This window comes from Labedella populi, assembly GCF_004078655.1.
Lineage (GTDB): Bacteria > Actinomycetota > Actinomycetes > Actinomycetales > Microbacteriaceae > Labedella > Labedella populi.
This window is the reverse complement of the sequence record NZ_RZNC01000003.1, coordinates 473509-488127: the sequence shown is the minus strand read 5'-3', so window position 1 is coordinate 488127 and position 14619 is coordinate 473509. Positions and strand designations below refer to the sequence as shown.

Sequence of the window (14619 nt, the reverse complement as noted above, 5' to 3'; positions counted from 1 at the left end):
TCGCGCGGCGGCGCGGGGTTCAGGGGAGGACGACGACCTGGGCGCCGAACACGAGTCCCGCGCCGAAGCCGATCTGCAGGGCGAGGCCGCCGCTCAACTCGGGGTGCTCCTCGAGCAGACGGTGGGTCGCGAGCGGGATCGACGCGGCCGACGTGTTGCCGGTCGTCGCGATGTCCCGTGCGATCTCGACGTGCTCCGGCAGCTTCAGCTGCTTGGCGAACTCGTCGATGATGCGCATGTTGGCCTGGTGAGGGATGAACGCGGCGAGGTCCTCGACCGTGATGCCGGCCGTGTCGATGGCCTCCTGCGCGACCTTGGCCATCTCCCACACGGCCCAGCGGAACACCGTGGGGCCCTCCTGGCGGAGGGTCGGCCACACGGCCTTGCCGTCGCGGTAGTCGACGAGGGTGCCGCTCATGCTGACGGCGTCCGCCTTCGAGCCGTCGGAGCCCCACACGGTCCCGGAGATGCCGGGGAAGTCGCTCGGGCCGATCACCGCGGCGCCGGCGCCGTCACCGAGCAGGAAGGAGATGCTGCGGTCGGTCGGGTCGACGATGTCGGAGAGCTTCTCCGCGCCGATCACGAGCGCATAGTGCGCACTCCCCGCGCGGATGAGCGCGTCCGCTTGCGCCACGGCGTACGCGTAGCCCGCGCACGCCGCATTGAGGTCGTAAGCGGCGGCGGGGTTGGCTCCGACACGGTCGGCGACGACGGCCGAGATGGACGGCGACTGCATGATGTTGCTGATCGTCGCGACGAGGACGAGGTCGATCTGCGCGGGGTCGATGCCGGAGCGCTCGATGGCCTCGCGCGAGGCCTCGGTCGCGAGGTCGACGGCGCTGATGTCCGCCGACGCGCGCGTACGGGTGATGATGCCGGTGCGCTGCCGGATCCACTCGTCGGAGGAGTTGATCGGTCCGACGAGGTCGTCGTTCGGAACGACCCGGTCGCCGCGGGCGGCGCCCAGGGCGAGGATTCGGGTGAACTGGGCGCCCGTCGACTGACGGAGAGCTGGGCGAGTCATGGTGTCCTTCGGTCTCAGGCTGCGATGAGGTCCGCGGCGGCCTGCAGGTCGTCCGGAGTCTTGACGGCGACGGTGGGAAGTCCCTTGAGCCCGCGCCGCGCGAGCCCGGTGAGCGCCCCGGCCGGTGCGACCTCGACGAGGCCGGTGGCCCCGGCCGCGGCGAACGCCGCCATACAAGCGTCCCACCGTACCGGCGACGACACCTGCGTGACGAGCAGATCGAGGAAACGGCTACCGCTCTCGACGCGGGATCCGTCGTTGTTGGTCCAGAGCGGGACCGTCGGGTCCGCGGCGGACACGTCGGCGACCGCCGCGGCGAGATCGGCGCGGGCGCTCTCCATGAAACGGGTGTGGAAAGCGCCGGCGACCTGGAGCGGGATGACCCTCGTTCCGGCCGGGGGCTCGGCGGCGAACGCCGAGAGGGCGTCGACAGGTCCGGCCATGACGATCTGGCCGCCGCCGTTGTAGTTGGCGGGGGAGAGGCCGGCCGCCTCGGCCGCTGCCTCCACGTCGGCTGTTTCGCCTCCGAGCACGGCGCTCATCCCGGTGGACTCCTCTCCCGCGGCCCGTGCCATGGCGACGGCGCGGGTCCGCACGAGGTGGAGCGCGGTTGCATCGTCGACGACCCCGGAGATCGCGGCGGCGGTGAACTCGCCCACCGAGTGCCCGGCCACTCCGCCGATACCCGCGAGCGCTCCGCGCGCGGCGAGCGCGTGCGCCGTCACGAGGCCGGCGGCGACGATGAGTGGCTGGGCGATCGCCGTGTCGCGGATCACGTCGGCGTCCGATTCGGTCCCGTGTCGCACGATGTCGATGCCCGCGGCGTCCGAGAACCCGGCGAGGAGTTCCGGGACCCCGTCGAGGTCGAGCCAGGGGCTCAGGAAACCGGGGGTCTGTGAACCCTGTCCAGGGCACGCGAGGATGATCACGTGAACAGTCTGCCAACCCGATGGGGCTTCACGCTGTCGACATGCCACGAACATTCGGTTCACTCGTTGGTGGTGTCGCACAAGCCGCCCGTCAGCCGCTCCGACGCGACGACCGGCCGTCCTGGTCGGCGATCGAGCCGAGGATGAGCGCGGACTGCAGGATGAGCGACTCCCGTGCTCCCGTGGCGTCCCAGCCGATCACTTCCGAAATGCGCTTCAAGCGATAGCGGACCGTGTTCGGGTGGACGAAGAGTTCGCGGGCCGTGGCCTCGAGGGAGCGTCCGCTGTCGAGGTAGCTCCACAGCGTCGTCGCGAGCTCCGGGGAGTGCGCCATGAGGGGGCGGTAGATGCGCTCAACGAGTGTCGCGCGCGCGAGCGGGTCACCCGCGAGTGCTCGTTCCGGCAGGAGATCGTCCGCTGCGACGGGCCGGGGCGCGTGCCGCCACGAGCGCGCGACCGCGAATCCGGCGAGAGCGGCGCGGGCGCTCCGGGACGCGTCGACGAGGCTCGTGACCTCGTGTCCGAGCACGAGGTGCCCGGGGCCGAAGCCGGGCTCGAGTCCGCCGGCGATCTCGAGGAACGACAGGACGGGTGGTGCCGTCGTCCCGTCCTCGGGATCCTCGATGCGGGGTTCGGCTCTGCCGATGACGAGGACGAGCCGCTTCCCCTGCACCCCGATGAGCACGTCTGCTGCCATGTGACGTGCCGTGCGACGGAGCTGATCGACGTCGAGCATGGCGGGGGTCGTGCCGACGAGGACGGCGACCTCGCCGTGGCCGTGCCAGCCGAGCGCGGCGATCCGGCTCGGGAGTTCGTCGTCGGTCTCGCCCGTGAGGATCGAGTCGACGACGAGGGCCTCGAGGCGCGCGTCCCAGAGGCCACGCGCCTCAGCGGCGCGCGCGTAGACGTCCGCGGCGGCGAACGCGATCTCGCGCGAGTACAGCAGGATCGCCTCGCGGAGATCCTCGCTGCGACCTGCGACACGCTCCTCGACGACCTCGACGGTCACGCGGATGAGTTGCAGCGTCTGCGTGAGGCTGACCGAACGCAGGAGCTCACGCGGCGCCGCGCCGAAGACGTCGGCTGCGATCCACGGTGTCGCCCGTGGGTCGTCGTACCACGCGATGAAGGAACTGATACCCGCCTGGGCGACGAGGCCGACGGCCGATCGTCGCCCAGGGGGCATGTCCGCATACCAGGGCAAGGTGTCCTCGAGGCGACCGAGGGTCACCGTCGCGAGTTCGCCCGAGATCCTGCGCAGCCACGCGAGGGTCTCGGCCTTGGTCCTGGGCACGGAGGCAGGCGGCGTCAGGACTCGCCGCCGGCGTTGCCGGTGGTTCCCGCCGTGACGTCGTGCAGGTTGTACGTGTCGATCGCTTGCGACGCGAGCGACGGGTCCACGGCCCCCTGGGCGGCGAGCCGCTCGAGCACCTTCACGACGACGGACGGACCGTCGATCTTGAAGAAGCGACGAGCCGCAGCGCGCGTGTCCGAGAAACCGAAGCCGTCGGCCCCGAGCGTCGCGAAGTCGTTCGGGACGAACTGACGGACCTGGTCGGCGACCGCGTGCATGTAGTCCGTAACCGCGACCACCGGGCCTTCCGCACCGTCGAGCTTCGACTGCAGGTAGGGGACCCGCTGCTCCGACTCGGGGTAGAGGAAGTTGTGCTCGTCGGCCGCGAGGCCGTCGCGACGGAGCTCCGACCAGGAGGTCACCGACCAGACGTCTGCAGAGACGCCCCAGTCCGACGCCAGCAGGTTCTGCGCCTCGATCGCCCACGGCACGGAGACGCCGGACGCGAAGATCTGTGCCTTCGGTCCGTCGTTCTCTGCGCGCTTGAGCAGGTGGATGCCCTTGAGGATGCCGTCGACGTCCACGTTCTCGGGCTCGGCGGGCTGCACGATGGGCTCGTTGTAGACCGTGAGGTAGTACATGACGTTCGGGTCCTCGTGCGATCCGCCGTACATGCGCTCGAGTCCCGCGCGCACGATGTGGCCGATCTCGTAGCCGTAGGCCGGGTCGTACGAGATCACGGCGGGGTTCGTCGAGGCGAGCAGCGGCGAGTGACCATCGGCGTGCTGCAGGCCTTCGCCCGTGAGGGTCGTCCGGCCGGCGGTGGCACCGATCATGAAGCCACGCGCCATCTGGTCGCCCGCCGCCCACATGGCGTCTCCCGTGCGCTGGAAGCCGAACATCGAGTAGAAGACGTACACGGGGATGAGGACTTCACCCTGCGTCGAGTAGGTCGTTCCGATGTTCGTGAACGCCGCGAGAGCGCCCGCCTCGTTGATGCCGACGTGCACGATCTGGCCCTGCGGGCTCTCCTTGTAGGCGAGGAGCAGCTCACGGTCGACAGACATGTAGTGCTGACCGTTCGGGTTGTAGATCTTCGCGGACGGGAAGAACGCGTCGATGCCGAAGGTACGCGCCTCGTCCGGGATGATCGGCACGATGCGGTGGCCGAAGTCCTTCGAGCGGAGCAGGTCCTTGAGGAGACGCACGAAGGCCATCGTCGTGGCGACTTCCTGCGTTCCGGAGCCCTTCTTGCTGATCGCGTACGCGGAGTCGTCCGGGAGGGACACGTCCGTGTACTTGCTGCGACGCTCCGGCAGGTAGCCGCCGAGATCCCGGCGACGCTCGTGCAGGTACTGGATCGCCTCGTCGTTCTCGCCGGGGTGGAAGTACGGCGGGAGGTACGGGTTCTCCTCGAGCTGCGCGTCCGTGATCGGGATGTGCATCGCGTCGCGGAAGGTCTTGAGGTTGTCGAGCGTCATCTTCTTCATCTGGTGGGTCGCGTTGCGACCCTCGAAGCTCGGGCCGAGGCCGTAGCCCTTGACCGTCTTCGCGAGGATGACCGTCGGCTGTCCCTTGTGCTCCGATGCCGCCTTGAAGGCCGCGTACACCTTGCGGTAGTCGTGGCCACCGCGCTTGAGGTTCCAGATCTGGTCGTCCGAGTAGTCCTCGACGAGCTTCAGGGCACGGGGGTCCTTGCCGAAGAAGTTCTCGCGGATGAACGCGCCGCTCTCCGCCTTGTACGTCTGGTAGTCGCCGTCCGGAGTCTCGTTCATGATGTTGAGGAGGGCGCCCTCGGTGTCGCGGGAGAGCAGGTCGTCCCATTCGCGGCCCCAGACGACCTTGATGACGTTCCAGCCCGCGCCGCGGAAGAAGCTCTCGAGCTCCTGAATGATCTTGCCGTTTCCACGGACCGGGCCATCGAGGCGCTGCAGGTTGCAGTTGATGACGAAGTTGAGGTTGTCGAGCCCCTCGTTCGCCGCGACCTGGAGCTGACCACGGCTCTCGACCTCGTCCATCTCGCCGTCCCCGAGGAATGCCCAGACCTGCTGGTCAGACGCGTCCTTGATGCCGCGGTTGGTGAGGTATTTGTTGGCGTGCGCCTGGTAGATCGCGTTGATCGGACCGAGGCCCATCGACACGGTGGGGAACTGCCAGAACGACGGCATGAGGCGCGGGTGCGGGTAGGACGAGAGCCCGCCCGCCGGGTGCGACTTCTCCTGGCGGAAGCCGTCGAGCTGGTCCGTCGACAGGCGACCCTCGAGATACGCGCGCGCATAGGTTCCGGGGGAGGCGTGGCCCTGGATGAAGATCTGGTCGCCGCCGCCGGAGTGGTCCTGCCCGCGGAAGAAGTGATTGAAGCCCACCTCGTAGAGTGCCGCGGAGGACGCGTAGGTCGAGATGTGGCCGCCGACACCGATCCCGGGCCGCTGCGCGCGGTGCACGGTGATCGCCGCGTTCCAGCGGATCCACGCGCGGTACTTGCGCTCGAGCTCCTCGTCGCCCGGGAATTCCGGCTCGTTCTCCGGGGCGATCGTGTTGATGTAGTCCGTGGTGGGGACCATCGGCACGCCGAGGTGGAGTTCCTTCGACTGCTTCAGCAGGCTCAGCATGATCTCGCGAGCGCGGCCGCTGCCGCGTGCTTCGACGAGCGCTGAAAGCGACTCCTGCCATTCGGCCGTCTCTTCCGGATCGGAATCGCTGTGGCCTACCGAGTACGGGTCCTGATCGTGAACAGTCACCGTCGACCTTTCTGTGTGGGGCAGATCGTGCCGGGTTGAGCGGGCTGACCCGCCGTACGGCGCCGCCCGCATCATGGGGGCGCGCCCTTCGCTTCCAGCCTACCCAGTCGCACGCCGCTGCGCGTCACGCACCGGCGGCCTCACACGGGGTTAGGATGGCTGACCGAGCCCGCCAGCGTCCGCGACGGGAACGCGGTGTGTGCGAAAGGCGAGGACAATGGCACTCGAGAACGACACGAGGGCTCCCGACTTCGAACTCCTCGATCAGTACGGGGAGTCGATCCGCCTCTCCTCGTTCCGGGGGAAACGAGCCGTTGCGGTCGTCTTCGTCCCCGTGGCCTTCTCGGGTACCTGCACGAGTGAGATGTGTGCCCTGAGTGAGAACCTCGAGATGTTCGCCGACGCGGGCATCGAGCTCCTCGCCATCTCGGTCGACTCGACGTTCGCGTTGCGCGCCTGGGCCGAGCGGGAGAAGTTCCCGTTCAGTCTGTTGGCGGACTTCTGGCCCCATGGGCAGGTCGCGAAGGAGTACGGGGTCTTCCTGCCGGAGCGGGGCCAGGCGAATCGCGCGACGTTCCTCATCGACATCGACGGCATCATCCGGGCGAGCTTCATCACCGCCCCCGGCGAGCCGCGCGACATCGCGGCGTACCGGACGGCGCTCCGCGAGATGCAGCGCGTCCCCGCGTGATCTAGCCCGACGTCTCGGGGCGCACCACGGGTGCCGGTTCGCTCCGGGTACGGCGGCGGGGCGCGAGCACCGCGGCTGCGATGCCGGCGAGCATGACGGCTCCGCCCACGAGCTCGAGCACCGTCGGCACCTCTCCCTGGACGAGCCACGCCGCGAGCAGCCCGATGATCGGGACGAGCAGGGTGAACGGAGCGACGCGGCTCGCCGGATAGATCGCCATGAGCGAGTTCCAGATGCCGTAGCCGATGAGTGAGGCGGCGACGGCCGTGTACAGCGTCGACAGGATCGCCAGGAGCGACAGGTTCGCGAGCGCGTCGAACACGACCGGCGGGCTCTCGACCGCGAGAGCGAGCAGGAAGCTCGGCAGCGGCACGACGAGAGCCGACCACACCACGATCGAGAGTCCCGACGAGACGCGGGCGTGCCGCGTGACGACGTTTCCGACGGCCCAGGAGAAAGCGGCCCCGAGGAGGACGAACGCAGGCAGCCACGCCACGCTCCCGGCCTGACCGGCGATGATGACGCCAAGCCCCGTCGTGCCGATCACGACACCGACGATCTGGCGCCGTGTCGGCCGCTCCTTCAACGCGAACGCCGCGATCAGCACCGTGAAGATCACCTGAACCTGGAGGAGTAGCGAGGCGAGCCCCGACGGCATACCGAGGTGCAGGGCGATGTAGAGGAGCGAGAACTGGCCGAGGCTCATGAAGGCGCCGATCGTGACGACGATCCGGATCGGCGCCTTCGGTGGCTTCACGAAGAAGACCGCCGGAAGTGCGACGACCACGAAGCGCATCGCGAGGAACAGCAGCGGAGGGACTCCCTCGAGCCCTTCGTCGATGACGACGAAGTTCATGCCCCACAACACCACGACGAGGAGGGCGAGCAGCGTGTGGCGGAGCGTCATGGGTCCACCCTGGCAGCAGCGGAGCGCGCGGGACAAAACGACCGACCTGGACGCGCTACCATGGTGAAGCGCCGCGCGCGTGAGGGCCTTTAGCTCAGTTGGTAGAGCGCCACGTTTACACCGTGGATGTCATCGGTTCGAGCCCGGTAGGGCCCACAAATCAAGAACCCCCTTCGCTCGAGGTTCTTGTGCATCGTCACGCCGCGGCAGAAGAGGTCAGACCGTTGCTGCGCGTTCGTACCAGGCGTGCGTCACCGGCACCTCGTGGTGGCCGGCGGCGTCGTCGGTGACGTCGACGCCCTCGCCCACACGGACAAGTACGTACTGGCCGTTGTTCGTGGTGTAGGTCTCGGGAGGCGTCACCCCCTCGAAGTTCACGTCGTTCTCGTCGGGCAGGATCAATCGGATGTAGGACATTCGTCCACGGTCTCAAAACCGCCGTCGGCAGGTCTAGGGATGGCGGAATCGGTGGCGACGATCTAGCGAGACCGCGCTCGCTCACCCACGGAGTGCGATCGCCTCGCTCACCCAGCGCGCGTGGCGGAGCCACGGGTCCTCGACCCCGGCGGAGAGGGCGGCGATGTGGGTCTCGAGGGCCTTCGAGGGGGAGAACCACTCCGATCGGCCGAGCCGGTCGGCAGCGAACTGCGCGTGACGGCGGCGCTCGACGAGGCGGTCACCGCGCTCGAACGCGAGGACCCCCTCGTGCCAGAGCCGCTGCAGGCGTTGCCTCGGGTTCACGGTGGTGCCGATCTTGATGCGGTCGTCGAAGCGGATGTAGTAGACGACGTCCACGCGCGGCCGGGGGAGCTCTCCGTCGACGATGTCGCCCACGCGCCACTCGCACACCGCACACGCCCACCCTGAGGGACGTTTCACCCCGGTGCGGGAACCGCATACGACGCACGGTGTGGGCAGCAGGTCCTCTCGACCGAACTCCGTTTCACCCCACTCGAGCACGGCGGCGGCGTGAGCGTGGCACAGCCCCACGGGGGCGCCGCCGGGAGGACGCCCACACAGGTCGCCCCTCGCATCGCGTGCGGGGCACCCTCCGGTCGTCGTCGATTCGAACATATGTTCGATGGTGCCCCTCCGGCCGTCCCGGCGCAAGCATCAGGAGCGGCGTGTCCCGCCTGCCCGGTCGAGGCCTACAGGGGCGATGAGCTCGCCGAGCGGTTGCCGGATCCAGTAGAGCCCCGTCTGTCGCCGCTCCGCGCGTGTGGCGAACCGGTAATGGAAGAGCCGGGCCCGGACGCGGGTCGGCGCCCGGCCGTCGAACGGGTCGACGCGGAGGAGTCGGAGTGTCGCACGGTCGGCCTCGAGGAGACGCGTGAGGAGCACCATGAACCACCGTTCCAGTCGACCGAGCGCGACGAACCACATGAGCCAGTCGAGCCGCAGATGATACGGCGCGAACTGGCGGGGGCGCCTCGTCGGATCGCCGGGTTTGCCGCGGAATTCGTACTCCCGCCAGCCCGTGTCGGCGTCCGGATCCTCCGTGCCCTCCACGATGACCTCGAGTCGCTCCGTCGTGACGCTGCCGAACGCACCGTAGGCGTTGACGAGGTGCAGCGGGTCGAAGCTCGCGTTCATGAGCTGGTGACGCGAGAACAGGTTCCGCAGCGGCCTCCAGCCGAGGACGATCAGGACGGCACTCGCGGCGAGGACCACGACGACGAACCACAGCGGCGAGGATTCGCCCGTCGACACGGGATCGAGCCACGGGGGATCGGCGATCGCACTGAACCCGAGCACCATGGTGAGGACGTTGAGCCAGGCGAAGTTCCCCGTCAGGACGAGCCAGCCCTGAGTCAGCACGACGACGATCCCGGCGACGGTCCCGACGGGACCCGGGACGAACAGCAGGAACGGGACGACGAGTTGCGCGACGTGGTTGCCGAGCACCTCGAGACGGTGGAACCACCGGGGGAGCAGGTGCGCAGAACGACTCAGCGGATTCGGCATCGGCTGCGTCTCGTGGTGGTAGAAGAGCGCCGTCAGATCACGCCACGAGCGGTCGCCGCGCATCTTGATCATCCCCGCCCCGAACTCCAGGCGGAACACCAGCCACCAGAAGAGGATCATCACGGGCAACGGGGGAGGGCCATCGCGCGAACCGAGGAAGGCCGCGAGGAAGCCGGCCTCGAGGAGAAGCGTCTCCCATCCGAAGCCGTAGAACGTCTGCCCGACGTTGACGATCGAGAGGTAGAGCGCCCAGATGACGACGAAGGCGACGAGAGGAAGCCACGGCGGCCCCGATTGCGGCAACCCGAGGACGAGCATCGCGGCCACGACGGCGCCCACGACCGTGACGACGAGGAGCAGCCGATCCGAGTAGCCGAAACGGAAGAGACTCGGAGCCTGGCGCCACGACGTGCGCCGGATGAAATCGGCGACGGGCAGGAAGCCGCGCTCGCCGAGGAGCACCCGGAACTGGGCGGCGGTCGACAGGAATGCGACGAGGTAGATCGCCGCGATCCCGCGTTGCAGCACCTCACGAGCGAGCTCGTAGTCGCCGGCCGAGAACCAGTCCATTCCTCGACGCTACGTCGGTGCGAATCGCGGGCGCACGGGATTGCCTCAGAGCTCACGCGGTGGGATGGTCCGCGTCATAGGTGCGGAAACTCGGTGTGAGGCGGAGGCACAGCGCGATGAGGGCGATGATGAGCAGGCCACCGAGGAGGGGCGGCACCCACACGCTCACGAGGAGGGCTGCGGTACCGACGTAGAGGTCGCCGATGCGCGGCCCACCCGTGACGACCACGGTGAAGATCCCCTGCAGCCGACCGCGCATGTTGTCGGGCACGGCGGTCTGGAGCATCGTGTTGCGGAAGATCGAACTCACGTTGTCGGCGGCGCCGGTGCCCGCGAGCATGATCGCCGCGATCGTGAGGGCGACGACGTCCGCCTCCTTGATCGACGTCCCCGGTCGCGTGCTCCCCGTCAGGACGAGCACGGCGAGCACGGTGCCGAACCCGGCGACGAACGCCCCGTAGACGCCGATGGCCCACCCGATCGCGACGCCGTGGCGCCGCACGAGCCCGATGCGGCCGGAGAAGAGACTGCACAGGAGTGTGCCGACGGCACCTGCAGCGGTGAGGACGCCCACGGTCACGGCGCCGCCGCCGATGACGAGGGCGCCGACGGCCGGGAACAGGGCGTGTGGACGCCCGAACGTCATCGCGATGATGTCGACGATGAACGACATCCGGACGTTCGGAGCACCGCGGAGGAACCGCAGTCCCGTTCGGACGGACTCGAGTCCCGGTCGATGCGTCTCGCCCTCCGGCCGGATCGGGGGAAGGGTCACGATTCCGAGGAATGCCGCCGTGAAGAGGATGACGTCCGCCGTGTAGGTCCAGCCGAAACCCACGGACGCCACGAGGACGCCCGCGATCGCCGGGCCGACGGTCACCATGACGCCCATACTCACCCCGCCGAGGGCGGACGCCGCGGGGAGGAGCTCGCGCGGCACGAGTCGCGGAGTGATGGCCTGCCGGGCCGTCCCCGTGATCGTCGCCGCGACGGACGTGAGGGTCGTGAGGACATAGAAGGGCCAGAGTGAGTCCACGTCGGTCCACGCGACCGCGGCGAGCCCAATTGTCGCGAGCCATGCGACACTCGCGGACGCGAGGGCGACGGTGCGGCGGTCGAACGCGTCCGCGAGCATCCCGCCGTAGAGCCCCGCGATGATCATGGGGATGAGCGCGATCGTCCCCACCATCGCGACCGCGAACGTCGATCCGGTGATCGCGTAGATGTGGAGACCGACGGCGACGATCGTCATCTGGCCGCCGATTCCGGCGATCGCGCTCCCGATCCAGAGTCGCGCGAATGCGGGGCTCTGGCGGAGGGGGGAGAGATCGATGAGGTGCCCGCGCCGTGTCGACGGGGCGGTCGGAGGGACTGCGGATGGCACCCGAGGAGTCTATGTGCCGGACGGGCGCTCGCCGCGGCCCGTCGCCGAGTGGCTCAGGAGGGCGTCAATGGGCTCCCCGGGCACGAGCGGCCCGGACGGCGGGGCCGATCCCGCCGGTCCACGGTTCGCCGTGGCCGGGGAGCACGATCGAGGCCCCCGTGGCGACGAGGGCGTCGAGGGAACGGAGCGCCCCCGGGCTGTCCGCGGTGGCGGCGCGGGCGACGATCTGCGGACCCGTCCCACCCGTGTACGGGTCGAGAGTCACGACGGCGTCGCCGACGAGGAGGGCGTCGCGGTCCGGAAAGTGGAGCGCGACGTGGCCGGCCGTGTGGCCGGGTGTCGGCACGATCACGGGGGAACCGGGGAGCGGGAGACCGGGCGACAGGATGGTCGCATCGCGAACTCCGGGGACGGCGAGGGCCCCGGCCGCAGCCATCGCGGCGAGCGGACGCAGCCCGCCGGGATGGCGGAGCGGATAGAGCAGCCGTGCCGTCTCCGGGCGGTAGGAGTACGGGTGCGCAGCGAGCGCGAGGTCGTTGATGTGCACCCACACCGGTACGCCCCACTCGGCGCGGATGCGCTTCGCGATCCCGACGTGGTCGAAGTGCGCGTGGGTGAGGGCGACGCCGTCGACGTCACTCGGGCGTCGACCGATCTCCGTCAGCGCGTCGATCAGTGGCCGCCAGAACGACGGCAGGCCGGCATCGACGAGGAGCACACGGTCGCCGTGCTCCACGATGTACATGTTGGTGTGGGCGATGCAGAGGCGATGCACGCCGGGTGCGACGTTCCGCTGGAACATGCCTTCCCCTCGTCGAACGGCTGGTGACGGTCGACCGTAACGCGGATGGACGCTCGAGCGGGAAGGGCTTGCCACGCCGCAGCGGCCGTGTCAGAGCCCGGTTCGTTCGAGGCGGAGGAAGCGGTACGGCACGCCGGTGCGCGAGACCGACCACTCGGAGGCGGGCTCGATCGAGACGGGCGCCCACTCCCCACCGACCACGGGAGCGAGGGTGTCGCCGTCGACGGGGATGTCGAGTTCCGTCAGTTCGATGACGTCGGCGCGGTCGATCGCTTCGGCGTAGAGCGTGCCGCCGCCGATGATCCAGACGTCGCTCATCCCGACGAGCGCGAGGGCGGCGTCGAGGGAAGCGGCGCGCTCGGCCCCCGCGGCCGACCAACCGGCGTCGCGGGTGAGCACGATGTTGCGACGATCAGGCAGTGGCCGGAAGCGTTCCGGGAACGACTCCCACGTCCGACGCCCCATCACGACGGTCGAGCCGACCGTGACGTCTTTGAAGTGCGCCATGTCCTCCGGCACGTGCCACGGCATGCCCCCGTCGCGCCCGATGACGCCGCCGCGCGCCTGTGCCCAGATGAGACCGAGCACGACGATCAGACGGCGACGGCCGCGCGGATGGCGGGGTGGTGCTGGTAGTCCTCGACGACGAGGTCCTCGAAGGTGTACTCGGAGATGTCGGCGTGCTCGCCCGCGATGCGGAGCCGCGGAGCCGGGTAGGGCGAGCGCGAGAGCTGCTCCTCGACCTGCTCCACGTGGTTGTCGTAGATGTGGCAATCGCCGCCGGTCCAGATGAAGTCCCCCACCTCGAGGCCGGTCTGCGCCGCGACGAGGTGCGTCAGCAGCGCGTAGCTCGCGATGTTGAAGGGGACACCGAGGAACATGTCGGCGCTGCGCTGGTAGAGCTGGCAGGAGAGCTTGCCGTCCGAGACGTAGAACTGGAACAGCGCGTGACACGGGGCGAGCGCCATGTTCGGGATGTCCGCGACGTTCCAGGCCGAGACGACGAGCCGCCGGGAGTCCGGGTCTCGTCGGATCGTCTCGATGATCTGCGCGAGCTGGTCGATGTGCCGACCATCGGGCGTCGGCCACGAGCGCCACTGCACGCCGTAGACGGGCCCGAGATCTCCGTCGGCGTCGGCCCACTCGTCCCAGATGGTGACGCCGTGGTCGGTGAGCCAACGGATGTTGCCGTCGCCTCGCAGGAACCACAGGAGCTCGTATGCGACCGAGCGGAAGTGCACGCGCTTCGTCGTGATGAGGGGGAAGCCCTCCGAGAGGTCGAACCGGATCTGACGACCGAAGACGCTCCGCGTCCCGGTGCCGGTGCGGTCAGACTTGGGGCTCCCGTTCTCGAGTACGTCCCGGAGGAGGTCTTCGTACGGCGTGGCGATCGGCGTCTCGTTCATCCCCCCGATCGTACGCCGCCGCGCCTCCGATCGGTGCGCTGCCACACCCTCGCGACGGGCCATCCCGTAGGGTGTTGGTCGTGTCGTATGCGCTAGCGGAAGTCCTCGAGGCGACGGAACGGCTGTGGCCGGCCGCGGGTGCCTCTTCGTGGGACGTGACCGGGCTCGTCTGCGGCCACCCCGACGACGTCGTCTCGCGCGTCACTCTCGCCGTCGACGTCGTCGGCGACACCGTGGACGAGGCGCTCGACGCGGACAGCGACCTCCTGATCGCGCACCACCCGCTCCTCCTCCGCGGCGTCACCTCGCTCGCCGGCGACACCGTCAAGGGAGCGCTCGTCACGCGGCTCGTCCGCGGCGGCTGCGCCCTCGTGTCGGCGCACACGAACGCCGACGTCGTGACCGAGGGCACCTCGGGTGTACTCGCGACTCTTCTCGGCCTCGAGGACGTCCGTCCCCTCGAGCCCGACGTCTCCGGCAGGCACGGCATCGGGCGGATCGGTCGCCTGGCCGAGCCGACGACCCTCGGTGCTCTCGCCGGAGCGCTCGCGCACGTGCTGCCCGCGACGGCCGGCGGAGTCCGCGCCGCCGGGCCCTACGAGACCCCCGTCGCCGAGGTCGCCCTGTGCGCCGGGGCCGGGGACTCGCTCCTCGAGCACCCGGCGGTCCTCGCCGCCGACGTCTACATCACGAGCGACCTCCGGCATCACCCCGCGTCCGACGCCCGTGAACGCGCCGCTCTCGGGACCGGACCCGTCCTGCTCGACACCTCGCATTGGGCGAGCGAGTGGCTGTGGCTCGAGGCCGCGGCCGCGAGCCTGCGACGGGAGCTCCCCGACCTCGATGTCCGCGTGAGCGACCTCCGCACCGACCCCTGGGACTTCGTCGTCACGCAATGACGTCCTC

14 protein-coding genes and 1 tRNA gene are annotated in these 14619 nt (G+C 69.4%); 3 read left to right on the top strand and 12 right to left on the bottom strand.

The annotated features are described in order from the left end of the window. Positions 1–19: 19 nt before the first annotated feature. From ELQ92_RS10825 to aceE, 4 genes are all read right to left on the bottom strand, one after another. Positions 20–1024 carry a beta-ketoacyl-ACP synthase III gene (locus ELQ92_RS10825; RefSeq protein WP_128498961.1) on the bottom strand — a complete coding sequence of 335 codons (1005 nt, stop codon included), beginning with the start codon at positions 1022–1024 and terminating at the stop codon, positions 20–22. 14 nt (positions 1025–1038) lie between these two features. Further along, a complete protein-coding gene (locus tag ELQ92_RS10820) occupies positions 1039–1953 on the bottom strand; it encodes an ACP S-malonyltransferase (protein WP_128498960.1) in 915 nt (304 codons plus the stop codon). A gap of 91 nt (positions 1954–2044) precedes the next feature. Beyond that, positions 2045–3247 carry a PucR family transcriptional regulator gene (locus ELQ92_RS10815; protein ID WP_128498959.1) on the bottom strand — a complete coding sequence of 401 codons (1203 nt, stop codon included), beginning with the start codon at positions 3245–3247 and terminating at the stop codon, positions 2045–2047. Between the two features lie 14 nt (positions 3248–3261). Beyond that, positions 3262–5988, bottom strand: coding sequence for a pyruvate dehydrogenase (acetyl-transferring), homodimeric type (gene aceE / locus ELQ92_RS10810; RefSeq protein WP_128498958.1), 2727 nt, complete (start codon positions 5986–5988; stop codon positions 3262–3264). A 217-nt stretch (positions 5989–6205) separates the two neighbouring features. Between aceE and ELQ92_RS10805 the strand changes: the two genes are divergently transcribed. Beyond that, positions 6206–6679: a peroxiredoxin gene (locus tag ELQ92_RS10805; RefSeq protein WP_128498957.1), complete on the top strand. Its 474-nt coding sequence runs from the start codon at positions 6206–6208 to the stop codon at positions 6677–6679. Position 6680: 1 nt separating this feature from the next. On the opposite strand, the gene ELQ92_RS10800 is transcribed toward ELQ92_RS10805, so the two are convergent. Next, on the bottom strand, positions 6681–7586 hold the full coding sequence (locus ELQ92_RS10800; protein ID WP_128498956.1) for an EamA family transporter: 906 nt from the start codon (positions 7584–7586) through the stop codon (positions 6681–6683). An 83-nt stretch (positions 7587–7669) separates the two neighbouring features. Here ELQ92_RS10800 and ELQ92_RS10795 point away from each other — a divergent pair. Then, a tRNA-Val gene (locus ELQ92_RS10795) sits at positions 7670–7742 on the top strand. Positions 7743–7802: 60 nt separating this feature from the next. On the opposite strand, the gene ELQ92_RS10790 is transcribed toward ELQ92_RS10795, so the two are convergent. The 7 genes from ELQ92_RS10790 to ELQ92_RS10760 form a co-directional block, all read right to left on the bottom strand. Then, the gene (locus ELQ92_RS10790) at positions 7803–8003 is read right to left on the bottom strand and encodes a hypothetical protein (protein WP_128498955.1); all 201 of its coding nucleotides are present in this window, start codon (positions 8001–8003) and stop codon (positions 7803–7805) included. Positions 8004–8084: 81 nt separating this feature from the next. Beyond that, a complete protein-coding gene (locus ELQ92_RS16605; protein ID WP_243694977.1) occupies positions 8085–8420 on the bottom strand; it encodes a GIY-YIG nuclease family protein in 336 nt (111 codons plus the stop codon). 279 nt (positions 8421–8699) lie between these two features. Beyond that, positions 8700–10121, bottom strand: a complete 1422-nt coding sequence (locus tag ELQ92_RS10780; protein WP_128498954.1) for a lipase maturation factor family protein — start codon at positions 10119–10121, stop codon at positions 8700–8702. Positions 10122–10173: 52 nt separating this feature from the next. Then, positions 10174–11505: an MFS transporter gene (locus ELQ92_RS10775; RefSeq protein ID WP_208004313.1), complete on the bottom strand. Its 1332-nt coding sequence runs from the start codon at positions 11503–11505 to the stop codon at positions 10174–10176. 64 nt (positions 11506–11569) lie between these two features. Continuing rightward, complete coding sequence (locus tag ELQ92_RS10770; protein WP_128498953.1) at positions 11570–12307, bottom strand: MBL fold metallo-hydrolase; 738 nt, start codon at positions 12305–12307, stop codon at positions 11570–11572. Between the two features lie 90 nt (positions 12308–12397). Further along, positions 12398–12901 carry a dihydrofolate reductase gene (locus tag ELQ92_RS10765; protein ID WP_128499127.1) on the bottom strand — a complete coding sequence of 168 codons (504 nt, stop codon included), beginning with the start codon at positions 12899–12901 and terminating at the stop codon, positions 12398–12400. Beyond that, positions 12901–13713, bottom strand: coding sequence for a thymidylate synthase (locus tag ELQ92_RS10760; RefSeq protein ID WP_128498952.1), 813 nt, complete (start codon positions 13711–13713; stop codon positions 12901–12903). Before ELQ92_RS10760 ends, ELQ92_RS10765 begins: the two co-directional genes overlap by 1 nt. 80 nt (positions 13714–13793) lie before the next feature. On the opposite strand from ELQ92_RS10760, the gene ELQ92_RS10755 reads away from it, so the two are divergent. Then, entirely contained in the window at positions 13794–14612 is an 819-nt protein-coding gene (locus tag ELQ92_RS10755; protein WP_128498951.1) for a Nif3-like dinuclear metal center hexameric protein, read from the top strand. Positions 14613–14619: the final 7 nt, after the last annotated feature.

Bases quoted from the DNA above. Each gene is read 5' to 3' on its own strand.
- ELQ92_RS10825 (WP_128498961.1), bottom strand. From the start codon at position 1,024: ATGACTCGCCCAGCTCTCCGTCAGTCGACGGGCGCCCAGTTCACCCGA.
- ELQ92_RS10805 (WP_128498957.1), top strand. From the start codon at position 6,206: ATGGCACTCGAGAACGACACGAGGGCTCCCGACTTCGAACTCCTCGAT.
- ELQ92_RS10800 (WP_128498956.1), bottom strand. From the start codon at position 7,586: ATGACGCTCCGCCACACGCTGCTCGCCCTCCTCGTCGTGGTGTTGTGG.
- ELQ92_RS10790 (WP_128498955.1), bottom strand. From the start codon at position 8,003: ATGTCCTACATCCGATTGATCCTGCCCGACGAGAACGACGTGAACTTC.
- ELQ92_RS10780 (WP_128498954.1), bottom strand. From the start codon at position 10,121: ATGGACTGGTTCTCGGCCGGCGACTACGAGCTCGCTCGTGAGGTGCTG.
- ELQ92_RS10770 (WP_128498953.1), bottom strand. From the start codon at position 12,307: ATGTTCCAGCGGAACGTCGCACCCGGCGTGCATCGCCTCTGCATCGCC.
- ELQ92_RS10760 (WP_128498952.1), bottom strand. From the start codon at position 13,713: ATGAACGAGACGCCGATCGCCACGCCGTACGAAGACCTCCTCCGGGAC.